14 protein-coding genes are annotated in these 15,321 nt (G+C 75.3%); 12 read left to right on the top strand and 2 right to left on the bottom strand.

Features of this window, described 5'->3' with window-relative positions; genetic code table 11:
- Window positions 1–10 precede the first annotated feature (10 nt).
- A complete protein-coding gene (galE, locus tag BLQ97_RS02245) occupies window positions 11–979 on the bottom strand; it encodes a UDP-glucose 4-epimerase GalE (protein WP_091362829.1) in 969 nt (322 codons plus the stop codon).
- A 42-nt stretch (window positions 980–1,021) separates the two neighbouring features.
- Between galE and hisC the strand changes: the two genes are divergently transcribed.
- From hisC to BLQ97_RS02225, 4 genes are read left to right on the top strand one after another with little or no spacing between them, the layout of a single operon-like run.
- On the top strand, window positions 1,022–2,155 hold the full coding sequence (gene hisC / locus BLQ97_RS02240; protein ID WP_245691735.1) for a histidinol-phosphate transaminase: 1,134 nt from the start codon (window positions 1,022–1,024) through the stop codon (window positions 2,153–2,155).
- A 14-nt stretch (window positions 2,156–2,169) separates the two neighbouring features.
- Window positions 2,170–3,192 (top strand): tryptophan--tRNA ligase, encoded by a 1,023-nt coding sequence (gene trpS, locus BLQ97_RS02235; RefSeq protein ID WP_091362825.1) that lies wholly within the window; start codon window positions 2,170–2,172, stop codon window positions 3,190–3,192.
- Window positions 3,189–3,764, top strand: coding sequence for a 2'-5' RNA ligase family protein (locus BLQ97_RS02230; RefSeq protein WP_091362823.1), 576 nt, complete (start codon window positions 3,189–3,191; stop codon window positions 3,762–3,764). Before trpS ends, BLQ97_RS02230 begins: the two co-directional genes overlap by 4 nt.
- 50 nt (window positions 3,765–3,814) lie before the next feature.
- The gene (locus tag BLQ97_RS02225) at window positions 3,815–4,834 is read left to right on the top strand and encodes a YihY/virulence factor BrkB family protein (RefSeq protein ID WP_245691733.1); all 1,020 of its coding nucleotides are present in this window, start codon (window positions 3,815–3,817) and stop codon (window positions 4,832–4,834) included.
- Here BLQ97_RS02225 and BLQ97_RS02220 read toward each other — a convergent pair.
- The gene (locus BLQ97_RS02220) at window positions 4,764–6,080 is read right to left on the bottom strand and encodes a D-alanyl-D-alanine carboxypeptidase family protein (protein WP_245691731.1); all 1,317 of its coding nucleotides are present in this window, start codon (window positions 6,078–6,080) and stop codon (window positions 4,764–4,766) included. The two genes, BLQ97_RS02225 and BLQ97_RS02220, sit on opposite strands and share 71 nt — an antisense overlap.
- A gap of 265 nt (window positions 6,081–6,345) precedes the next feature.
- Here BLQ97_RS02220 and BLQ97_RS02210 point away from each other — a divergent pair, with 265 nt between their 5' ends.
- The 8 genes from BLQ97_RS02210 (at window position 6,346) to BLQ97_RS02175 (ending at window position 15,321) form a co-directional block, all read left to right on the top strand.
- Window positions 6,346–7,404 (top strand): BMP family lipoprotein, encoded by a 1,059-nt coding sequence (locus tag BLQ97_RS02210; RefSeq protein WP_245691729.1) that lies wholly within the window; start codon window positions 6,346–6,348, stop codon window positions 7,402–7,404.
- Window positions 7,405–7,667: 263 nt separating this feature from the next.
- Window positions 7,668–9,275, top strand: coding sequence for an ABC transporter ATP-binding protein (locus BLQ97_RS02205; protein ID WP_091362818.1), 1,608 nt, complete (start codon window positions 7,668–7,670; stop codon window positions 9,273–9,275).
- On the top strand, window positions 9,272–10,513 hold the full coding sequence (locus BLQ97_RS02200) for an ABC transporter permease (RefSeq protein WP_091362816.1): 1,242 nt from the start codon (window positions 9,272–9,274) through the stop codon (window positions 10,511–10,513). Before BLQ97_RS02205 ends, BLQ97_RS02200 begins: the two co-directional genes overlap by 4 nt.
- A complete protein-coding gene (locus tag BLQ97_RS02195; RefSeq protein ID WP_091362814.1) occupies window positions 10,510–11,796 on the top strand; it encodes an ABC transporter permease in 1,287 nt (428 codons plus the stop codon). The genes BLQ97_RS02200 and BLQ97_RS02195 overlap by 4 nt, the downstream gene beginning before the upstream one ends.
- Window positions 11,796–12,227, top strand: a complete 432-nt coding sequence (locus BLQ97_RS02190; RefSeq protein ID WP_281181357.1) for a cytidine deaminase — start codon at window positions 11,796–11,798, stop codon at window positions 12,225–12,227. Before BLQ97_RS02195 ends, BLQ97_RS02190 begins: the two co-directional genes overlap by 1 nt.
- On the top strand, window positions 12,224–13,501 hold the full coding sequence (locus BLQ97_RS02185; RefSeq protein WP_091362813.1) for a thymidine phosphorylase: 1,278 nt from the start codon (window positions 12,224–12,226) through the stop codon (window positions 13,499–13,501). The genes BLQ97_RS02190 and BLQ97_RS02185 overlap by 4 nt, the downstream gene beginning before the upstream one ends.
- Before the next feature lie 108 nt (window positions 13,502–13,609).
- Window positions 13,610–14,518: an ABC transporter ATP-binding protein gene (locus BLQ97_RS02180; RefSeq protein ID WP_091362811.1), complete on the top strand. Its 909-nt coding sequence runs from the start codon at window positions 13,610–13,612 to the stop codon at window positions 14,516–14,518.
- Window positions 14,515–15,321, top strand: a complete 807-nt coding sequence (locus BLQ97_RS02175; protein WP_091362809.1) for an ABC transporter permease — start codon at window positions 14,515–14,517, stop codon at window positions 15,319–15,321. The genes BLQ97_RS02180 and BLQ97_RS02175 overlap by 4 nt, the downstream gene beginning before the upstream one ends.

Raw genomic sequence — 15,321 nt, 5'->3', positions numbered from 1 at the left:
GGCTCCGGCCCTACGCCTGGGCGGCGGCGCGCTGCTGGGCGACCTCCCAGGCGTCGCGCACGATGCCGGCCAGGTCGGTGTGCCGCGGCGTCCAGCCCAGGTCGGCGCGGATCCGGTCGCTGGCGGCCACCAGCTGCGCCGGGTCGCCGGCCCGCCGGGGACCGACCTCGACCGGTACCGGGTGCCCGGTCACCTCGCGGACGGCGTCGACCACCTGCTGCACGGAGAACCCGGTGCCGTTGCCCAGGTTGTAGACCCGGTGCTCGCCCGGCTCCGGGGCGGTGAGCGCCAGCAGGTGCGCGTCGGCGAGGTCGGAGACGTGGATGTAGTCGCGGATGCAGGTGCCGTCGGGGGTCGGGTAGTCCTCGCCGTAGACGGTGATCGACTCCCGCCGGCCCGCCGCGACCTGCAGCGCGATCGGGATGAGGTGGGTCTCGGTCGTGTGCCGCTCGCCGAGGCCGTGGGCGGCGCCGGCCACGTTGAAGTAGCGCAGGCTCACCGCGGCGAAGTCGTACGCCGCCGCGTAGCTGGTGAGCATGGCGTCGACGGCGAGCTTGGTGGCGCCGTAGGTGTTGGTGGGCCGGGTCGACGCGTCCTCGCGGATCGGCACCTGCTCGGGCTCGCCGTAGGTGGCCGCGGTGGAGGAGAAGACGATCCGCCGGCAGTCGACCGCCCGCATCGCCTCGAGCAGCGCCAGCGACCCGCCGACGTTGTGCTCCCAGTAGATCTCCGGCTTCACCTGCGACTCGCCGACGAGGCTCTTGGCCGCGAAGTGCAGCACCGCCTCCGGCCGGACGTCGGCCAGCACCGGCGCCGACTCCTGCAGCCTGGCCTGCACGAACCGGGCGCCGTCGGGCACCGCGTCGGCGTGCCCGGTCGACAGGTCGTCGAGCACCGTGACCTCGTGGCCGCCCTCCAGGAGGACGGCGGTGACTACGCTGCCGATGTAGCCGGCCCCACCGGCGACGAGTACGCGCACGGGGCCACCTTAGAAGTCGTCGCGCGGGAGGACCCGTCCGTGGTGAGCGCACGTCCGGCGGTGCAGGCGCTGCCGGCCTACAAGCCGGGGCGCAACCCCGCCGACCTCGCCCGCGAGCTCGGCGTCGAGCGCGCCGTGAAGCTGGCGAGCAACGAGGTGCCCTTCCCGCCGCTGCCGGCCGTCGTGCAGGCGCTGGCGGCGACGGCGGGGGAGACCCACCGCTACCCCGACAACGGCGCCGCGGTGCTCACCGCTGCCCTGGCCGAGCGCTACGGCGTCGCGCCCGAGCAGGTGGTGCCCGGCTGCGGCGCGGTGATGCTGTGCCAGCAGCTGGCCCAGTCGTTCAACGACCCCGGCACCGGGCTGGCCTTCGCCTGGCGGTCCTTCGAGATGTACCCGCTGCTCGCCCAGGTGGCCGGGGCCCGCAGCACGCAGGTGCCGCTGGTCCCCTCCACCCCCGGCGGCGCGCCCGACACGCACGACCTCGACGCGCTCGCCGCCGCCGTCGACGACACGACCCGGCTGGTCTTCGTCTGCAACCCGAACAACCCCACGGGGACGGCGGTGCGGCGGGCCGCCCTCGAGCGGTTCCTCGACCGGGTGCCCGCGACGGCGCTGGTCGTGCTCGACGAGGCCTACCGCGAGTTCGTCACCGACCCCGACGTCCCCGACGGTCTGGAGCTGATGCGCGGCCGCCCCAACGTCGCCGTGCTGCGGACGTTCTCCAAGGCGTGGGGGCTGGCCGGGCTGCGGGTGGGCTACCTGGTGACCGAGCACCCCGCCGTCGCCGACGCCGTCCGCCGCACGCACGTCCCCTTCAGCGTGTCGAGCCTCGCCCAGGCCGCCGCCGTCGCCGCGCTCGCCAGCGCCGACGAGGTCGCCCGCCGGGTCACCGCCGTCGTCACCGAGCGCGACCGGCTCACCGCCGCGCTGCGCGAGCGGGGCCTGGAGGTGCCCGACAGCCAGGCGAACTTCGTGTGGCTGCCGCTGGGGGAGGCGAGCGCGCCGACCGCCGCGGCCCTGGAGGCGCGCGGGGTGATCACCCGGCCGTTCGCCGGCGAGGGGATCCGGGTGACGGTCGGCACCCCGGAGGAGGACGACGTGTTCCTCAGCGCCCTCGACGCCGTCCTCGACGCCGCCCGCGACGACGTGCGCACCGGCACGCCGGTCGCCTGAGCCCCGCTGGTTTGATGGCCGACGTGCCTCTTCCCCGTGTGCTCTCCGGCATCCAGCCGACGGCGGGCTCGTTCCACCTCGGCAACTACCTGGGTGCGCTGCGGCAGTGGGTGGCGATGCAGGAGACCGCCGAGGCCTTCTACTGCGTGGTCGACCTGCACGCGATCACCATGGACTGGGACCCCGAGGAGCTGCGCCGCAACACCCTCACCGCGGCCGCCCAGCTGCTCGCCCTCGGCGTCGACCCCGGGCGCAGCACGCTGTTCGTGCAGAGCCACGTCCCCGAGCACGTGCGGTTGTCGTGGGTGCTCGAGTGCGTCGCGCGCTTCGGCGAGGCCAGCCGGATGACGCAGTTCAAGGACAAGAGCCAGCGCGAGGGGACGGCGGGCTCCTCGGTCGGGCTGTTCACCTACCCGGTGCTGCAGGCCGCCGACATCCTCGTCTACCAGGCCGACGAGGTCCCCGTGGGCGAGGACCAGCGCCAGCACCTCGAGCTGACGCGCGACATCGCCACCCGCTTCAACGGCCGCTTCGGCGACACCTTCACCATCCCCGCCGCCCGCATCCCCGAGGGTGCGGCGAAGGTGCTCGACCTGCAGGCGCCGGAGAAGAAGATGAGCAAGAGCCTGCCCCCGGCCGGCTGCGTGTTCCTGCTCGACGACCCGAAGGTGACGGCGAAGAAGATCCGCTCGGCGGTCACCGACACCGGCCGCGAGGTGGTGGCCGACCCGGAGGGCAAGCCCGGCGTCACCAACCTGCTCGGCATCCACAGCGCGCTGTCGGGCCGGTCGGTGGCCGAGCTCGAGCAGCACTTCGCCGGCCGCGGCTACGGCGACCTGAAGAAGGAGCTCGCCGAGGTCGTCACCGAGTTCGTCACCCCCGTCCGGGAGCGCACGCAGCAGTTGCTCGACGACCGTGCCGAGCTCGAGCGGGTGCTCGCGCGCGGTGCGGAGCGGGCCCGCGAGGTGGCCGGCCGCACGGTGCGCGAGGTGTACGACCGGGTCGGCTTCCTCCCCCCGGCGGGAGCGGGCGCGTGAACGACGACACCTTCGTCGGGCGCAGCCGGACGGCGCCGCCGGAGACGTCCGTGGTCGGGGTGCTGGTGCCCGTCCCCGAGCCGTGGGCGCAGGTGCTGGTCGACTGGCGGTCGAAGGTGGGCGACCCGCAGGCGACCCTCGTCCCGCCGCACGTCACCCTGCTGCCGCCCACCGAGGTGCCGTGCGCCGACCGGCCGGCGATCACCGAGCACCTCGCCCGCGTCGCCGCCCGCCACCCGGCCTTCGAGATGCACCTGTCGGGCACCGGCACGTTCATCCCGGTCTCCGACGTCGTCTTCGTCGCCGTCGCCAAGGGCATCGGCAACTGCGAGCTGCTCGCCTCCGACGTGCGCTCCGGCCCGCTGACCCGCGCCCTGTCCTTCCCGTACCACCCGCACGTCACCGTCGCGCACGACGTCCCCCGCGACATGCTGGACCTGGCCTACACCGGGCTGTCCGACCTGTCCGCGGAGTTCCCGGTCACCTCGTTCACCGAGTTCGAGCAGACCCCGGCCGGCGCCTGGGCCGTCGCCCGCGAGTACCCGCTCACCGGCCCGCCGTTCCGCTCCTGACCCGGCACCGCGTCGCGCGCGGCGTCCCCCGGACGGGGAGACTCGGCCGGGTGGGTGCCCCCAGCGACGACCGGCCGCGGCCCGACCCGGCACCCCGGGGCGGCGGGCTGCGCCGCCCGTGGGAGCGGGTCACCGGCCTGGGCGACCGGTTCACCGCCGTCGTCGAGGGGCAGCGCCGCCGCCGGCCGTGGCTGGACCACCTCGCCCGCGCCGGGGGCCGCTACACCCGCACCCAGGGCGACCTGATGGCCGCCGGCGTCACCTACTTCGTCTTCCTCGGGCTGTTCCCGGTGCTGCTGCTGGTCGCCTCGGTGATCGCGCTGGTGCTCTCCGGCGACGCGCTGCTGCAGCGGGAGCTGTTCACCGCCGTCCGGGAGGCGTTCCCGGGCGCCACCGGCCGGCAGATCGTCAGCGAGCTGCGCTCGGCGGTCGGCGCGGCCGGGATCACCACGCTGCTCGGCGCGGCCGGCTTCCTCTACGCCGGGCTGCGCGCCATGGACAAGCTGCGCATCGGCATGGAGCGGATCTGGAAGGGGGAGGCCGACGAGCCGGAGTTCTGGCGGGACAACCTCGCCGACCTCGTCGCGCTGGTCGCCCTGGGCGTGGCCGGGCTGGCCAGCATCGGGCTGACCGGGTTCGCCACCCAGGCCGCCTCGTGGGTGCTCGCCCAGCTGGGCGTGCAGGGCGCCCCCGGCCTGGCCGTCCTCACCGGTGCCCTGGGGCTCGCGCTGGCCTTCGCCGGCGACGTCCTGGTGTTCCTGTGGCTGCTGCGCGTGGTGCCCTCGATCTCCCACCCGCTGCGGCTGCTGCTGCCCGGCGCGCTGTTCGGCGCCGCCGGCTTCGAGGTGATGAAGCTGCTCGGCAGCCTCTACCTGTCGCTGATCTCGGGCAACGTCACCTCGTCGGCCTTCGGCGGCGCCGTCGGCACGCTGGTCTGGATCAACCTGGTGGTCCGCTTCGCGTTCTTCACCGCCGCCTGGACGGCGACCCTCCCGGCGCTCAGGCGGGCGGTCCCCGCCGTCCGGGCCGCGCCGGTGCCGGCCGCCGCCTCGCCCGCCGTCGCCCGGTGAGCGTCGCGGCGGCGACCGCGACCGCGGCCGTCCCGAGGGCCACGGCCCACCCCCCGCGGGCGGCGTCGCCGTCCTCCGCCTCCGGCGGCCCGGCGGCCACCCCGGCCGGGGCGACCGGCGACGGGGTCGCGCTCGGGACCGGGGTCGCGGTGGCCGTGGGCGTGGGCGTGGGCACCGGGACGTCGGCCGCCGAGCGCACCAGCGTGCCCACCCCACCGACCGACGGGGGGACGGCGAAGCCCCAGTCGAGCAGCAGCGCGGCCTGGTCGGCGGCCCGCAGCGGCCGGTTCTCGGTGTCCATCACGCTGGCCACCAGCCGCCGCCCGTCGCGCTCGGCCGCGGTGACGAAGGTGTGCCGCGCGGCGTCGGTGAACCCGGTCTTGCCGCCCAGCCCGCCCGGGTAGCCGGACAGCGGGTTCTCGTTCTGGATCTGGTAGCCGGGCGAGCGGCCCTCGACGGGGGGAACCTGCGCCGTCGGCGTCAGGAGGATGCCGGCGGTGAGCGGGTCGGCCACCAGGGCGCGGAAGAAGAGCGCGAGGTCGTAGGGCGAGGAGGACTGCCCGGCGACGTCGAGGCCCGACGGCGAGCCCGCGACCGTGTCGTAGGCGCCCAGCGCCTGCGCGGTGGCGTTCATCGCCGCCACGGTGGCCGCGGTCCCGCCGAACGCCCGGGCCAGCGCGTTGGCCGCGTCGTTGCCCGACTGCATGACCAGCCCCTGGAACAGCAGGGAGACCGGGTAGTGGCCGCCCGCCACGAGCCCGACCTTGCTGCCCTCCACCTGCTCGTCCTCGGCGGTGCCGTCGACCACCGTCGCGGGGTCGAGCCGGTGGGCCAGGGTGAGCAGCGTCAGCGTCTTGAGCGTGCTGGCCGGGTAGTAGCGGCCGTGCGGGTCGCGCGCGGCCAGGACGTCGCCGCTGCCGGCGTCGGCCACCAGCCAGCCGGCCGCGGCGAGTCCCTCGGGCAGCGGGGGAGCGCCCTCGACCACCACCGTGCCGCGCGTGTCCAGGCCCGCTCCGCCCACGCAGACGCCACCGGGACCCGACCCCTGCGGCGGGCCGCCGGGCAGCGGGGCGGTGGGCGTGGGGGCGGCGGGGTCGGCCGTGGGGCGCGGGTCGGCCGTCCCCGGCGCGGCGGACGCGGAGGAGGGGGACAGCACGGCGGCGAGCACGACCAGCAGCACGACCAGCAGCACGGCCGGCAGGACGGCGAGCAGCACCGGCAGCCGCCGTCCGGGTCCTCGCCGCACGGGCCGGACGCTAGTCGCGACGGCGGGCGATCCGGCCGTACGGGGCCGCGGCCAGCGTGGTCGGGACCACGACCGGGTGGGTCTTCGCAACGATCGCGTCTCGGTCCACCTCCGGGATGAGGGCGGGGACGCCACCCGCGGTTAGCGTGCGCGAGTCGCCGCCTCGCGCGTCCGGTGCGAGCCGGACCGTTCCCGGACGCGGCGCCATCGGACCCCGACGGGACACCCGGCCCGACCGGGGCGTCCCCGCAGAGAGGAGAGCGTCTTGCGCCGAGCGCGGAAGATGAAGGTCGCGGCGCTGGTGCTGGCCGCCAGCACCGCCCTGGCCGCCTGTGCCAGCGACGAGGCCAGCAGCGGCAGCGGCGGTGGCGGCTCGGAGGGCGGCAGCGACGAGCCGCGCATCGGCCTGGCCTTCGACACCGGCGGCCGCGGCGACCGCTCGTTCAACGACGCGGCCGTGGCCGGGCTCGAGACCGCCGTCGAGGAGCACGGCGGCGAGTTCCGCGACCTCAGCCCCAACGCCGACGCCTCCAACCGCGCCGACCTGCTGACCCAGCTGGCCGACGAGGGCTACAACCCGATCATCGCGGTCGGCTTCGCCTACGGTGAGGTCATCGGCGACGTCGTGGAGCAGTACCCCGACACGCAGTTCGCGATCATCGACTCCTCCGCGGAGGAGGTCGGCGCCGGCAACCTCACCGGTCTGCTCTTCGCCGAGGAGCAGGGCTCGTTCCTCGCCGGTGTCGCGGCCGCGCTGAAGTCCGAGACCGACCACATCGGCTTCGTCGGCGGTGTCGAGAGCCCGCTGATCCAGAAGTTCGAGGCCGGGTACGTGGCCGGCGCCCAGGCGGTCAACCCGCAGATCACCATCGACCGGCAGTACATCTCGCCGGCCGGTGACTTCTCCGGCTTCAACGCCCCCGACCGCGGCCTGCTGGTCGCCCAGGGCATGTACGAGGCCGGCGCCGACATCGTCTACCACGCGGCGGGCGGCTCGGGCCTGGGCGTCTTCCAGGCCGCCGCGGCGGCCGGCAAGCGCGCCATCGGCGTCGACTCCGACCAGTTCCAGACCGTCGACGACCCGGCGCTGCAGGCCGTGATCATGACCTCGATGCTCAAGCGGGTCGACAACGCGGTCTCGGCCTACATCGACTCCTACGTCGACGGCAGCATCGAGGGCGGCTCGGACATCGTCTACGACCTGGAGGCCGACGGCGTCGGCCTGTCCACCTCGGGCGGGCAGATCGACGACATCCAGGACCAGATCGACGACTACCGCCAGCAGATCGTCGACGGCGAGATCGAGGTCCCGACGACCCCGTGACGCCCGCCGGCCACCCGGCCGGCCGATCGCGCGGTCAGCACACGGCGGGCCCGGGGGAGCACACGTCCCCCGGGCCCGCCGTCGTCGCGAGGGGGGCCGTCCCGGCGTCCCCCGCACGCGGGGAGAATGCGCACCCGGTGCCGGTCGGCGACGGTCCGGCCGCGGTGCACGCCGGGGCGTGGTCGATCCCACGCCCCCGGTGCAGCAGAGTGGACGCGAGCCCGCACACCCGCGGGCCGCAAGCGACGCAGGAAGGGCCCACCATGGCCACAGCAGGCACCCCGGCCGGCGCGCCGGCCGGCCCGAGCGCGGGCGGGACCGGGGCGGGAGGCGGCGACGCCGGGGCCGCCCCGCTGGCCGTCGAGCTGCGCGGCATCACCAAGCGGTTCCCCGGGGTGGTCGCCAACAAGGACATCGAGCTGCGGGTCCGCCGGGGCGAGGTGCACGCCATCGTGGGCGAGAACGGCGCCGGCAAGTCGACGCTGATGAAGACCCTCTACGGCGAGCACCGCCCCGACGAGGGCCAGATCCTGCTCGACGGCCGCGAGGTGTCCTTCCGCAGCCCGGCCGACGCGATCGCCGCCGGGATCGGCATGGTGCACCAGCACTTCATGCTGGCCGACTACTTCACCGTCCTGGAGAACGTCGTCCTGGGCAGCGAGCCCACCCGGGGCGGGCGGCTCGACCGGGCCACTGCCCGCCGGCGGATCACCGAGATCTCCGAGCGCTACGGCCTGGGCCTGCGCCCCGACGACCTGGTGGAGGACCTCGGCGTCGGCGACCGGCAGCGCGTCGAGATCGCCAAGGTGCTCTACCGCAACGCGCGCACGCTGATCCTCGACGAGCCGACCGCCGTCCTCGTGCCGCAGGAGGTCGACGAGCTGTTCGGCAACCTCGCCGAGCTCAAGCGCGAGGGCCTCACCGTCATCTTCATCTCGCACAAGCTCGACGAGGTGCGCAAGGTCGCCGACGCGATCACCGTCATCCGCCGCGGCACCACCGTCGGCACCGCCGACCCGCGCACGACGACGGCCCGCCAGCTCGCCGAGATGATGGTCGGCACCGAGCTGCCCTCGCCGGAGATCCGCACCTCCACGGTCCGGGAGACGCCGGTGCTGCAGCTGCGGGAGGTCACCGTCGCCGCGCCCACCGGCCGCCCGCCGGTCGACGACGTCACGCTGACCGTCCGCGAGGGCGAGGTGGTGGGCATCGCCGGCGTCGAGGGCAACGGGCAGGCCGAGCTCGTCGACGCCGTCATGGGGCTGCGCCCGCTGGCCACCGGCACCGTGCGGCTCGGCGGGGACGACATCACCGCGTGGAGCACGCGGGCCCGCCGGGAGGCCGGCCTGGGCTTCATCCCCGAGGACCGGCACCGCCAGGGCATGCTGCTCGACGCACCGCTGTGGGAGAACCGGATCCTGGGCCACCAGACCCGCCCGCCGGCGGTCAAGGGGCCCTTCATCGACCGCCGCGCCGCCCGCGCCGACACCGCGCGGATCATGCGCGACTACGACGTCCGCGCCCCCGGCCCGGACACGCTGGCCGTCGCGCTCTCCGGCGGCAACCAGCAGAAGCTGATCGTCGGGCGGGAGATGAGCGCGCGGCCGCGGCTGCTGCTGGCCGCCCACCCGACCCGCGGCGTCGACGTCGGCGCGCAGGGCGCCATCTGGCGGCTGCTGGAGGAGGCCCGGGCCGAGGGGATGGGGATCCTGCTGGTCTCGGCCGACCTCGACGAGCTCATCGGCCTGTCGGACACGCTGCACGTCATGCTGCGCGGCCGGCTGGTGGCCACCCTCGACCCGTCGGCGGTCACCCCCGAGGAGCTGGGCGGGTACATGACCGGCGCGCAGACCGCGGCGGGTGCGGCGTGAGCGTCCTCCGCCGGGTCGGCCTGGCCCTGTTCGCCCCCGTCCTCGCCGTCGTCGTCGCCGTCCTCATCTCCTCGGCGGTGATGGCGGCGCTGCAGGTGGACCCGCTGCGCGCGTTCGAGGTGATGGTCGACTTCGGCGACACCCCGAGCCAGCAGGTCACCGCCCTGGTCGTGGTGCTCAACCGGGCGGTGCCGCTGTTCCTCGCCGGCCTGGCCGTGGCGATCGCCTTCCGCATGGGGCTGTTCAACATCGGCGTCGAGGGCCAGTACCGGCTGGCGACCGTCGTGGCCGCCGGCGTCGGCGCCGCCGTCGTGCTGCCCGGTCCGCTGCACGTGCTGCTGATCGTGCTGGTCGCGATGGCGGTCGCCGCGGTCTGGGCGGGCATCGTCGCGGTCCTGAAGGTGACCCGCGGCGTCAGCGAGGTCATCAGCTCGATCATGCTCAACGTCATCGCGCTGGGCATCGCGTCCTTCCTGCTCACCGGCCCGCTGCGGGGCAGCCCGGAGGGCGCCTCGATCATCAGCACCGCCGAGATCCCCGAGTCGGGCTGGGTGCCCAGCCTCAACGGCGTCCTCGGCGCGCTGGGGCTGGCCAACCCGCCGCGGCAGCTCTACGGCTTCCTGCTGGTGGCCGTCGTCGTCGGCGCGGTGATCGCGGTGCTGCTCAACCGCACCCGCTTCGGCTTCGACCTGCGCGCGGCGGGCCTGTCGCCGTCGGCGGCCAGCGCCAGCGGCGTCGACTCCCGCGGCATGGTGGTCAAGACGATGCTGCTGTCGGGCGCGGTGGCCGGGCTCATCGGGCTGCCCGACCTGCTCGGCTCCACGCACGCCTACACCACCGACTTCACCTCCGGGCTCGGCTTCCTCGGCATCGCCGTCGCCCTGCTCGGCCGCAACAAGCCGATCGGCATCGCGCTCGGTGCGCTGCTGTTCGCCTTCCTCGACCGGGCGCTGGTCCCGCTGCAGATCCAGGACTTCCCGGCCTCGGTCGTCACGATCATCCAGGGCACGATCGTGCTCGCCGTCGTCGTCGCCAACGAGGTCGCCCGCCGGGTGGCCCGCCGCTCCGCCGAGCGCGGCTCCGGCCCCGCGGCCGCGGTCGCCGGCGACGGCAGCACCGGTCCCGGCCAGAGCACCGGCGGCCCCGGGGCGGCCGGCGGCGAGGGCACCGGCGCCGGCGTCAGCCGGACCACCGGCGCGGGACAGCGCACCGACGAGCGGCAGGAGACCGGCGCATGAGCACCGTGGCGACCCCTCCGGGCAGCGGGACCCGGCCCGGCCGCGGCCCGCTGACCGACCTGCTCACCGGCGGCGGCCGGGCCCGCCGGCTGACCTGGCTGCTGCTGGGCGTCCTGCTGCTGGTCTCGGTCGTGCGGGTCGTCAGCGGCCAGGAGGCGCTGACCAGCTCCTCGACCATCGCCGCGGCGCTGCTGCTGGCCGTGCCGATCGGCCTGGCCGCGCTCGGCGGACTGTTCGCCGAGCGCGCGGGCGTGGTGAACATCGGCCTCGACGGGATGATGATCCTGGGCACCTGGGGAGCCGGGTTCGCCGGCTACCAGTGGGGCTGGGGCGCCGCCGTCGTCGGCGGGCTGCTGTTCGGCGCGATCGGCGGGCTGCTGCACGCCGTGGCCACGGTGACCTTCGGCGTCGACCACGTGGTCTCCGGCGTGGCGATCAACATCCTCGCCGGCGGCCTGGTGCGCTTCCTGTCCGAGCTGCTCTACAGCGACAACCCGGCCGGCGGCGGCGTCACCCAGTCCCCGCCGGTGAAGGGCGACCCGCCGACGTTCTCCGTCCCGGTGCTGTCCTCCGGCCCCGACCTGCTCGGCTCCCTGGAGCGGCAGCACTGGTTCCTCGTCAGCGACCTCGCCGGCGTGCTCCGCGGCCTGACCAGCGGGGTCGGCCTGCTCACCCTCATCGCGGTGCTGCTGGTGCCGGCGTCCTACCTGCTGCTGTGGCGGACGGCGTTCGGGCTGCGGCTGCGCTCCTGCGGCGAGAACCCCGCGGCGGCCGACTCCCTCGGCGTCCCGGTGTACCGGCTGAAGTACGTCGCGGTGCTCGTCTCCGGGGCGCTCGCCGGGCTGGGCGGGGTGTTCCTCGTCTTCATCGCCGGCATCTACCGCGAGGGGCAGGTCAACGGCCGCGGCTTCATCGGGCTGGCCGCGCTGATCTTCGGCAACTGGCGGCCCGGCGGACTGGCCGCGGGCGCGGCCCTGTTCGGCTTCACCGACGCCCTGCAGCTGCGCAGCCGCACGGCCGTCGTCGCGCTGTTCCTGCTCGTGGCCCTGCTGCTGGCCGCCGTCGCGGTGGTGCAGGCGCTGCGCGGCCGGCTGCTGCCGGCGGGCATCGCCGCGGTGGTCGCGGCGGCCTCGCTGGTCGGCTTCCTGACCGTCGACGAGCTGCCGCCGGGCCTGGTGTCGTTCACGCCGCACCTGACCACGCTGCTCGTGCTGTCCCTGGCCTCGCAGCGCCTGCGCATGCCCAAGGCCGACGGCCTGGTCTACCGACGAGGGGAGCACTAGTGGCGGACGGTCCGGCGGGCCGGGTGGTGGACACCGTGAACTGGGCGGCGCTGCGCGGCGCCGCCCGGGAGGCCATGGCGCGCGCCTACGCGCCGTACTCCGGCTTCCCGGTGGGCGTGGCCGGGCTGGTGGACGACGGGCGGGTGGTGACCGGCTGCAACGTCGAGAACGCCTCCTACGGGCTGGGACTGTGCGCCGAGTGCGGGATGGTCAGCGACCTGGTCCGCACCGGCGGTGGCCGGCTGGTCGCGGTGGCCTGCGTCGACCGCGGCGGGCGGCCGCTGATGCCCTGCGGCCGCTGCCGGCAGCTGCTGTGGGAGCACGGCGGTGCGGACATGCTCATCGAGACCGTGTCGCTGGGCATCGTGCCGATGCGCGAGGTGCTGCCCGACGCCTTCGGGCCCGAGGACCTGGTGGAGGGCCGGCGGTGACCTTCGACGCGATCGACGTCATCCGCACCAAGCGCGACGGCGGCCGGCTGTCCGCCGAGCAGATCCGCTGGGTGGTCGACGCGCACACCCGCGGGGTGGTGCCCGACGAGCAGGTCAGCGCGCTGCTCATGGCGGTGTTCTTCCGCGGCATGGCGCCCGACGAGCTGGCGGCCTGGACGCAGGCGATGATCGACTCAGGTGAGCGCAAGGACCTCTCGGCGCTGGGCCGCCCGACCGCCGACAAGCACTCCACCGGCGGGGTGGGCGACAAGACGACGCTGCCGCTGGCCCCGTTGGTGGCCGCGTGCGGGGTGGCGGTGCCGCAGCTGTCCGGCCGCGGGCTGGGCCACACCGGCGGCACGCTGGACAAGCTCGAGTCGATCCCCGGCTGGCGCGCCGACGTCCACGAGGAGGCCTACCTGGCGCAGCTGCGCGAGGTGGGCGCGGTCATCTGCGCCGCCGGCCACGACCTGGCGCCCGCGGACAAGAAGCTCTACGCGCTGCGCGACGTCACCGGCACCGTCGAGTCGATCCCGCTGATCGCCAGCTCGATCATGAGCAAGAAGATCGCCGAGGGCGCCGACGCGCTGGTGCTCGACGTCAAGACCGGGTCGGGCGCGTTCATGAAGGACCCGGCGTCCTCCCGGGAGCTCGCCCGCACCATGGTCGGCCTCGGCGAGGCGGCCGGGGTGCGCACGGTGGCCCTGGTGACGGCCATGGACCGGCCGCTGGGCCGCGCGGCGGGCAACGCCGTCGAGGTGGCCGAGTCGGTGGAGGTGCTCGCCGGCGGCGGTCCCGCCGACCTGGTCGAGCTCACCCTCGCGCTGGCGCGGGAGATGCTCGCCGGCGTCGGCCGGGACGACGTCGACCCCGCCGACGCGCTGCGCGACGGCCGCGCGATGGACGTGTGGCGGCGGATGGTCGCGGCGCAGGGCGGCGACCCCGACGCGCCGCTGCCGCAGCCGGCCGAGCGGCACGTGGTGACCGCCCCGGCCACCGGGACGCTGACCCGGCTGGACGCCTACGCGCTCGGCGTGGCCACCTGGCGCCTCGGTGCCGGGCGGGCGCGCAAGGAGGACCCGGTGTCGGCCGCGGCCGGCATCACCTGGACGGCGACCGTGGGGGAGCGGGTCACCGAGGGCCAACCGCTGCTGGAGCTGCAGACCGACGACGCCGCCCGCATCCCGCGGGCGCTGGAGGCGCTGGCCGGCGCGATCGGCGTCGACACCCCCGACGAGCCGCTGCCCCTCGTCCTGGAGCGGATCACCGCCTGAGGAAGGACCCTCCTGCCCCCCTACCGCTCGCAGGCTCGCGGCGGGCCCCTGCAGGAGGGCCGGAGGCGGGCGGCGCGGGACCGGGTGCGGAGGGGAGACTGTTCCCTCGTGACCCGTCCGCCCGCACCCGTGGTGGCTGACGGCCGGCCGCGGCCCGGCGACCCGCTCGACCCGGACGCCGCGATCTCCGTCCGCGGCCTGGTCAAGCGCTACGGCGACCGCACCGCCGTCGACGGGCTCGACCTCGACATCCGCCGCGGCGAGATCTTCGCCCTGCTCGGGCCCAACGGCGCCGGCAAGACCACGACCGTGGAGGTCCTCGAGGGCTACCGGCGGCGCGACGGCGGCGAGGTGCGGGTGCTCGGCGTCGACCCCGCCCGGGGCGGGCGCCGGTGGAAGGCCGAGCTGGGCATCGTGCTGCAGTCCGGCGCGGGGGACAGCCAGCTGTCGGTGCGCGAGCTGCTCGAGGCCCGGGCCTCCTACTACGCCGACCCGCGCGACCCCGGCGAGGTGCTCGAGCTGGTCGGGCTCACGGAGCGGGCCGGCGCCCGCGGCCGCACCCTGTCGGGCGGGCAGCGCCGTCGCCTCGACGTCGCGCTCGGCATCGTCGGCCGGCCGCGGCTGCTCTTCCTCGACGAGCCGACCACCGGCTTCGACCCCGAGGCCCGGCGGCAGTTCTGGGCGCTCATCCGCTCGCTGCGCGACCTGGGCACCACGATGCTGCTCACCACGCACTACCTCGACGAGGCCGAGGCGCTGGCCGACCGGGTGGGCGTCCTCGCCCGCGGGCAGCTCGCCGAGGTCGCCGTCCCCACGGCGCTGGGCGGGCGCGGCTCGGCGCCGGCCGTGGTCAGCTGGACCGAGGACGGCGCCCGGCGGACCGCCGAGACCGCGACGCCGACGGCCTTCGTGCGCGACCTCGCCGCCCGCTTCCCCGGTGAGGTGCCCGACCTCGCGGTCAGCCGGCCCACGCTCGAGGACGTCTACCTCAAGATGATCGGAGGGCCGGACGAGTGAGCGCCCCCGCCCTGCCGTCGCTGACGCGCGTCTACGGCACCCGCGCGCGGGTGGAGCTCCGGGAGTTCTTCCGGCAGCGCGAGTCGGTGGTCTTCACCCTCGCCTTCCCGGTCCTCCTGCTGCTGGCGCTCGGCGCGGTCCTCGACTACGACCTCGGCGCCGGCGTCGGCTTCCCGCAGTACTTCATGGCCGGGGTGATCACGGCCGGCATCGTGGGCGCCAGCCTGCAGAACATGGCCATCCACATCGCCGGGGAGCGCTCCGACGGGACGCTGAAGAGCCTGGCCGGGACGCCGATGCCGGCCAGCGCCTACTTCGCCGGCAAGGTCGTGCAGGTGCTGGCCGTCGCGGTGGCCACGATCGTGCTGCTGCTCGGCGTCGGCGTGCTCGTGTACGGCATCGACCTGCCCTCGGGCGGTGACTGGCTGACCTTCGCCTGGGTGTCGGTGCTCGGCGCCGCGGCCTGCACGCTGCTGGGGATCGCCGTGTCGACGCTGTGCCGCACCGGCCGGTCGGCGTCGGCGACCGTCACCCCCATCGCGCTGGTGCTGGAGTTCGTGTCCGGCGTCTTCCTGCCCTTCGACCAGGTGCCCGGCTGGCTGCAGGACGTCGCCGCCGTCTTCCCGGTCAAGTGGCTGGCCCAGGGCCTGCGCTCGGTGTTCCTGCCCGACGCGCTCGCCGCCCAGGAACCCGCCGGCTCGTGGGAGCTCGGCCGGGTGGCGCTGGTGCTCGGCGCCTGGTGCGTGCTCGGACTCGTGCTCTGCGTCCTGACCTTCCGCTGGCAGGACCGCGACACCCGGTAA

This window comes from Geodermatophilus telluris, from assembly GCF_900102745.1.
GTDB classification, from domain to species: Bacteria; Actinomycetota; Actinomycetes; order Mycobacteriales; family Geodermatophilaceae; genus Geodermatophilus; species Geodermatophilus telluris.
This window is presented reverse-complemented; position numbering and strand designations above follow the sequence as displayed.